We start from the raw sequence: 5,702 nt of genomic DNA on the forward strand, positions 1-5,702 counted from the left end.
AGATCAGACATATCACCGCTCCGTTTTCGGACGGTGAATCATGCGGCTCCACGATAATCAATGGGTCCTGAGCCTAGCATCTGCGCGCTCGTTCAGCCAGCTTTCCACAATCATGGCGGCCCCGGCAAAGCAGAATCCGGAAAGCGCGCGTACTGGAATCCAGACCCATGGTGTGATCAGAACAAGTGAGATCAGCACTGCAATAGCTGCAATCGCACACATTGCCCCAAAGGCGCGAATATGTCCGACACGGGCCACCAATCCCGGTGTGCGCAAGCAGCCCGCAACGTAGCCGACCGCCCAGCCCGTCCCCAGCAAACCCAACGACGCCGCCGTAAAGCCTTCGGCTTCGCCTCGGATCGGCAAGATCAGGCTGTTTACGCCTCCTGCAAACAGGAGAAATGATGATCCCATCAGCAGGGCGGTTAAAGGGAGAAGGTTTCTGATCATAGCGTTTAGATACTCTGTGCGCCCGCGGTTTCAAACTGGTACTATCTAAAGACGTATTTTCGCAATCCGTCCTTGGCGGACTTTTTGGTAGGTTAAGAGCGGTTTACTTTAGGAACCGAGTCCTGTGTCGAGACAAGCTCTGCACGGGCTAAGGCAAATTCATGAGATTCTGATCGGGAGGAACTGCATGGGGGAGAAAGAGAAGGATGAGCGCTCTAACATTGACCTAACCCCGGACACCCGAGGCAATCTACAGCGCGAAATTGATCATCTTAACCATGAACTTCGTGCCTTTGTTGCTGTGGCGATGCGACATGGGCTGCGGGATTTCTGTGAGACGCGGCATCCAAAACTAGTGGCCGAACTCGATCAAACCGATGCGCACTCACAACGCCGCGCAAAACAAAAATATGACAGAGTTCTCGCGAAAATCATAGATGTCCCAGGGCTCTGCGGCAGCACTGGCGATACCGCTGAGCGAACCTATTACCGCAATGCCCAAGACAACGTGGCCTATATCGAGCATGCTCTAAAAAACAAAAGGTTCATCTTAGGTGGCATCTGGGTCGCGCCCCAATACCGGGGCAACGGATGTGCCCATAACATTCTCCGGGTCTTGGTCGAGGCCGCGGACGATGCTGATCTTGGCATTGAGCTGTACCACGAGCCGTTTGGCGAGGAGGGTCTGCGAACAGAGGAGTTGGAAGCTTTCTACAATCGCCATGGCTTTGCGTGGCATGACTCGGCGCCGGGCGGGTTGGTTCGGCTCCCGCGGTCGCCTCTTGATCTGTATACGAGCAGCTAAAGCTGGGCTTGGATTTGCTTTGCTGGGACATCCCGAGATACGCCTCTAATCGGTGGTTGCGCCGCTTAAAGGCGCCGGGTCATGGATATCTCGAGAGGGAAATTTTATTCTAGAATTATCGGTGAATTGCGAGGAAGAATCTGATACAGTCATCGACATCTAACTACGTGAGAGCATCAAAGGATGTGAGCCATGCACGGATATGTTGGAATTCACAGACGGACGGTTCTACAAGCCTATCATCGCTTTCTTGCAGCGGATCGGTCCTTGCAAGAAGCGCGATCAGCGGCGCTGGTTTGGAACTCTGAACGACCACCTCAGAAGACCATGCTCATGGGGAATACCGGTTCTCGCGTAAGGCGGCTATACGAACGCCGTGATCGTGCCCTCGAACGACTGACGCTCCTACGGCAGGCCCTTAATCAAGAGAAAAAAAGGAAGCGTCAAATATTCCGGCGGAGCGTACTCTTGCTTGAAATGCGCCCTATCTTGAAGTGAAAACGGGTTGCGCAGTTTGAAGGTAAGCCGAGGGCCGTTTCGGGAACGGGGTTAAAGATCTGGCAATTAGTGTGAGGAATTGCCGAAAGGGCTGATGTTGCTGTTACGCTTCTGATACTGCCAAAACGCCATCTGGGACATTCACCCCCCCTTCGGCGCAAACCGCGAGCTCTAATAGCACCCGGGCAACAGCTCTTAATGCGAAATCTTTGGAAATATCCGCCATGTATGGTTTGGCTGCTGCCTAGAGACCCCAAAGAATAGCGTAAAGGCCATCCATAACGCGGTGCCCCTCCTCCGCAGAGAGCTGATGCACCGGGTGGAGGTGCCGTAATCGATCCGCCTGTACTGTGAGAGGCATGTGGGTACGGACACGAAAAGGGCTTCCGACAATCGTCACATCCACGGTAAGCTTCGTCAGGGTCGGAAGCGTGTCACTCGGCAAGACCGGAACTAGGACGACCGTATTTAGCTCCAATAGATGATCTGCTTGAACAACGAGGTAAAGATCGCCAGCGATCTCGAAAACGTCAAACTTCTGCATCGGGCCATGGGTGGTTCAAAGCCAAATGAGCACCCGGGACACCGCTATTTTTGACCTGTTCTGCTTCTGCAGCAATTGCGGATCCATTTTCGCGAAACCAAGCAGCAGCACGTTCTTGTGGACTTCCCGCCGCCATATCTGCGGCGACAAGTGCTTTGATGTAATCGGTCGTGCTTGCACCTTTGACCTTTGCCCAAGCCTTCAGCTGAGACTTCTCATCGGGGTCCAATCTAATGGTCAAATTACTCATGCGACCTCCAGCCTTGCAGCGCACTAACAGTGTAGCGCATCTGTAAGTGCGCTGCAAGCCACGAGTCTGTTAGCCAAAATATACATATCTTAGATTGCCGAATGCAATTCTCATGGCGCCTGCAGGGTACCATCAGGTTTGCTGGGGTCATTGGTAATGCGTCCGTTAAAGCCGGTGACCCGAGCGACCATCTGCGCCAGTTTCATGATCGACACATCGATTCCGGTGCCGACGTTGATATGGCTGAGCATCGGTTGTGTGTTGGCGCCATAGGTCTCGCGGTCGCGATCGCGCACGAACGGGCCGGCCTCAGCCCTATCATTATGTAAACTGCTGCGCCGCTGCTTGGTCTCAGAACAGGGCCGCTCGAGATGAGGCGTTATCGGGGGTTTGGGCCGCGCCCCACACATTTGCCGGGCGTAGCATACGAGCGCTATGAATTGGATGATTTCGTCATGGTCCTGATGCTGCACGGAATCTGAGCTTCGGCGCGCCGCCTTTCTCGCCCTTGCAGAAAGTGAGGTATCCAGGGAATTGGAGTAGCGCAACTTGAAGGTGAGCCGAGGGCGCTTCGGGAACGGGGTTATAGGTCTGGCGACTAGTGTGAAGAATCGCCGAAAGGGCTGATATTGCTGTTACGCTCCTGATACGGCCAAAAGGTCCCCTGGGCCATTCACCGCCCCCGCGCGCAAACCGCAAGCTCTAATAGCACCCGGGCAACAGCTCTTAATCCGAAAACTTTCGAAATATCCACCATGCGGGTTCGGCTGCTGCCTAGAGTCCCCAAAGAATAGCGTAAAGGCCATCCATAACGCGATGCCCCTCCTCCGCAGAGAGCTGATGCACCGGGCGGAGGTGCCGTAATCGATCCGCCTGTACTGTGAGAGGCATGTGGGTACGGACACGAAAAGAGCTTCCGGCAATCGTCACATCCACGGTAAGCTTCGTTAGGGTTGGAAGCGTGTCACTCGGCAAGACCGGCACCAGGACGACCGTGTTCAGCTCCAATAGATGATCTGCTTGAACAACGAGGTAAAGATCGCCAGCGATCTCGAAAACGTCAAACTTCTGCATTGGGCCATGGGTGGTTCAAAGCCAAATGAGAGCCCGGGACCCCGCTATTTTTGACCTGTTCTGCTTCCGCAGCGATCGCGGATTCATTTTCGCGAAACCAAGCAGCAGCACGTTCTTGTGGACTTCACGCCGCCGTATCTGCGGCGACAAGGGCTTTAATGTAATCGGTCGTGCTTGCACCTTTGACCTTTGCCCAAGCCTTCAGCTGGGACTTCTCATCGGGGTCCAATCTTATGGTCAAATTACTCATGCGACCTCCAGCATTGCTGCGCACTAACAATGTAGTGCCTCTGTCAGTGCGCTGCAAGCTACGTGTCTGGTAGCCACAATATACATATCTTCGGTTTGCCGAATACAGTTCTCATGGCGCTCGCACAGTGAGCAGCCCGGGGCGCCTCCACCTAAAGGAAAAAGCCCTTCCGTTTCAGGCTATCAGAGCACCCCAACTCGTCGAACGGACGCCCTAAGGGGGAAGAAACCTGGCCGCTGGCAGCAGCTCTAATTCTTCGATTTCGAGGAAGGACCACCCCTAACCGCCGCTGATTGGTCAGAACCCGTTACGGCAAAAAGGGTAGTGGCGCCAAATCTGGTCATCGCTACGCAAGCCGCGGGGGGCCCGACCATTGAACCAACCCCAATTCGAGCAACAGCCCCCACTGACCTGACTAAATGACCAGGTTCAGCTTTGTCGTTCACGTGTGCCATAAAGATGGGATACATGGCACAGTCCGTTGGGCCGAAGCGGTAGGTTGTCGTGCAGCGTCTTGTCCTCGCGCAGGAATTCCGGGCTGAAGATGATCAGATCGCCGCCAATCTGCGTTGAGATTTGAGCGGTGCAGCGTAACCGCGCCATTGGTACCGCAGTTTACGCGGCTTGACTGTTGGCTTCTCGTAGCAACGTCTTCCAGTTCCACGGCAGCAGCTCATCCAGCTTGTTGATTTTGTGGTCGTGGATGCGGTCGAGAACGTCCGCGAGATAGGCCTGTGGTCGAGGCCGTTTAGCTTGGCTGTTTCGATGATGGTCATAGCGCGGGCCAGGGTTTACGCACCTGTATCGGCCCCCGCGAAGAGCCAGTTCTTTCGCCCATTACCGATCGGGCGCAGAGCCCGCTCTGCTGGGTTGTTGTCGATTGCAACCCGACCATCGGTGAGGAACAGGCTGAAGGCACCCCTTCGACTGAGGCCATAGCGGAATGCTTTAGCCAGATCGCTCTTGCCGGGAATGCGCAGGAGTTGCTGTTCGGACCAATCAAAAAAGGCCTCCACCCTTGGTCGGCTCAGCCTTTGACGGGCTGCAAGGCGGGCCTCTGCTGTCTGGCCGTTGATGTCGCGCTCAATATCGTAGAGCTCACCAATCCGGTCGAGCGCCTCGCGCGCGATCTCGGACTTAGTTGAGGCCCAAAAGTCGTGGAAGTCTCGTCGTAGGTGCGCCCAACAGGCCGCCTCGTGCAAACGCGGTGAGCCATCTGATGAGGCTCGTAGAGCTTGGCATAGCCTTTGTAGCCGTCCGCTTGCAGAATGCCGCGGGCATCGGCCAGATGGCTTAGAACGTGCTCTTCTTTCCAGTTGGGGGCAAACCGGTAGACAGCGCCAGGTGGCGCGGCTCCCGCCCACGGGCGCTGGTCACGCACGTAGGCCCAGACTCGGCCTTGCTTCACGCCTTTCCCCAATCCTTTGTCTCTTCTGGAGCGGTCCAATACCCGGATCGGGGTATCGTCCGCATGCAGAAGGTCGCTGCTCAGGATGTCCGCATCGATCCGCTCGATCAGCGGCGATAGTGTCTTCATGGCGCGGCCGCACCAGCCCACAAGTGTGCTTTCGGGGATGTCGGCCCTCATACGCTCGAAGATTTCATGCTGACGGTAGAGAGGCAGATGGTCGTCGAACTTCGAGACCAGCACATGCGCCAGGAGGTTCGGCCCGGCCATGCTGCCCGGGATCGGACGGCTGGGTGCAGGTTCTTGCACCATCCGCTCGCAGCGTCGACAGGATTTCTTGATCCGGGCGATCTGGATTACCTTCATCTGGGCGGCGATCATGTCGAGCAGTTCGCTGACATCCTCGCCCACCACGCGCAGATC

Annotated in this window: 6 protein-coding genes and 1 pseudogene; 1 reads left to right on the forward strand and 6 read right to left on the reverse strand. The window is 55.8% G+C overall.

Annotation, left to right across the window (positions count from 1 at the left end):
• Nucleotides 1–57 precede the first annotated feature (57 nt).
• A complete protein-coding gene (locus WNY61_RS20115; RefSeq protein ID WP_342853221.1) occupies nt 58–414 on the reverse strand; it encodes a hypothetical protein in 357 nt (118 codons plus the stop codon).
• A gap of 223 nt (nt 415–637) precedes the next feature.
• Between WNY61_RS20115 and WNY61_RS20120 the strand changes: the two genes are divergently transcribed.
• Nucleotides 638–1,255 (forward strand): GNAT family N-acetyltransferase, encoded by a 618-nt coding sequence (locus WNY61_RS20120; RefSeq protein WP_342853222.1) that lies wholly within the window; start codon nt 638–640, stop codon nt 1,253–1,255.
• 1,028 nt (nt 1,256–2,283) lie between these two features.
• On the opposite strand, the gene WNY61_RS20125 is transcribed toward WNY61_RS20120, so the two are convergent.
• The 5 genes and pseudogenes from WNY61_RS20125 to WNY61_RS20145 form a co-directional block, all read right to left on the reverse strand.
• Nucleotides 2,284–2,547 (reverse strand): hypothetical protein, encoded by a 264-nt coding sequence (locus WNY61_RS20125; protein ID WP_342853224.1) that lies wholly within the window; start codon nt 2,545–2,547, stop codon nt 2,284–2,286.
• 110 nt (nt 2,548–2,657) lie between these two features.
• Nucleotides 2,658–2,843: a hypothetical protein gene (locus WNY61_RS20130; RefSeq protein WP_342853225.1), complete on the reverse strand. Its 186-nt coding sequence runs from the start codon at nt 2,841–2,843 to the stop codon at nt 2,658–2,660.
• A gap of 902 nt (nt 2,844–3,745) precedes the next feature.
• On the reverse strand, nt 3,746–3,871 hold the full coding sequence (locus WNY61_RS20135; RefSeq protein WP_342853226.1) for a hypothetical protein: 126 nt from the start codon (nt 3,869–3,871) through the stop codon (nt 3,746–3,748).
• 429 nt (nt 3,872–4,300) lie between these two features.
• On the reverse strand, nt 4,301–4,474 hold the full coding sequence (locus WNY61_RS20140) for a hypothetical protein (RefSeq protein ID WP_342853227.1): 174 nt from the start codon (nt 4,472–4,474) through the stop codon (nt 4,301–4,303).
• Nucleotides 4,475–4,486: 12 nt separating this feature from the next.
• Nucleotides 4,487–5,702: pseudogene (locus WNY61_RS20145) on the reverse strand (IS66 family transposase); the annotation flags it as partial.

The organism is Sulfitobacter sp. AS92 (assembly GCF_038900015.1).
Taxonomy (GTDB): Bacteria; Pseudomonadota; Alphaproteobacteria; order Rhodobacterales; family Rhodobacteraceae; genus Sulfitobacter.

Excerpts from the sequence above, each read along its gene's own strand:
- WNY61_RS20115 (WP_342853221.1), bottom strand. The coding sequence starts at position 414 with ATGGGATCATCATTTCTCCTGTTTGCAGGAGGCGTAAACAGCCTGATC.
- WNY61_RS20120 (WP_342853222.1), top strand. The coding sequence starts at position 638 with ATGGGGGAGAAAGAGAAGGATGAGCGCTCTAACATTGACCTAACCCCG.
- WNY61_RS20125 (WP_342853224.1), bottom strand. The coding sequence starts at position 2,547 with ATGAGTAATTTGACCATTAGATTGGACCCCGATGAGAAGTCTCAGCTG.
- WNY61_RS20135 (WP_342853226.1), bottom strand. The coding sequence starts at position 3,871 with ATGAGTAATTTGACCATAAGATTGGACCCCGATGAGAAGTCCCAGCTG.
- WNY61_RS20140 (WP_342853227.1), bottom strand. The coding sequence starts at position 4,474 with ATGGCGCGGTTACGCTGCACCGCTCAAATCTCAACGCAGATTGGCGGC.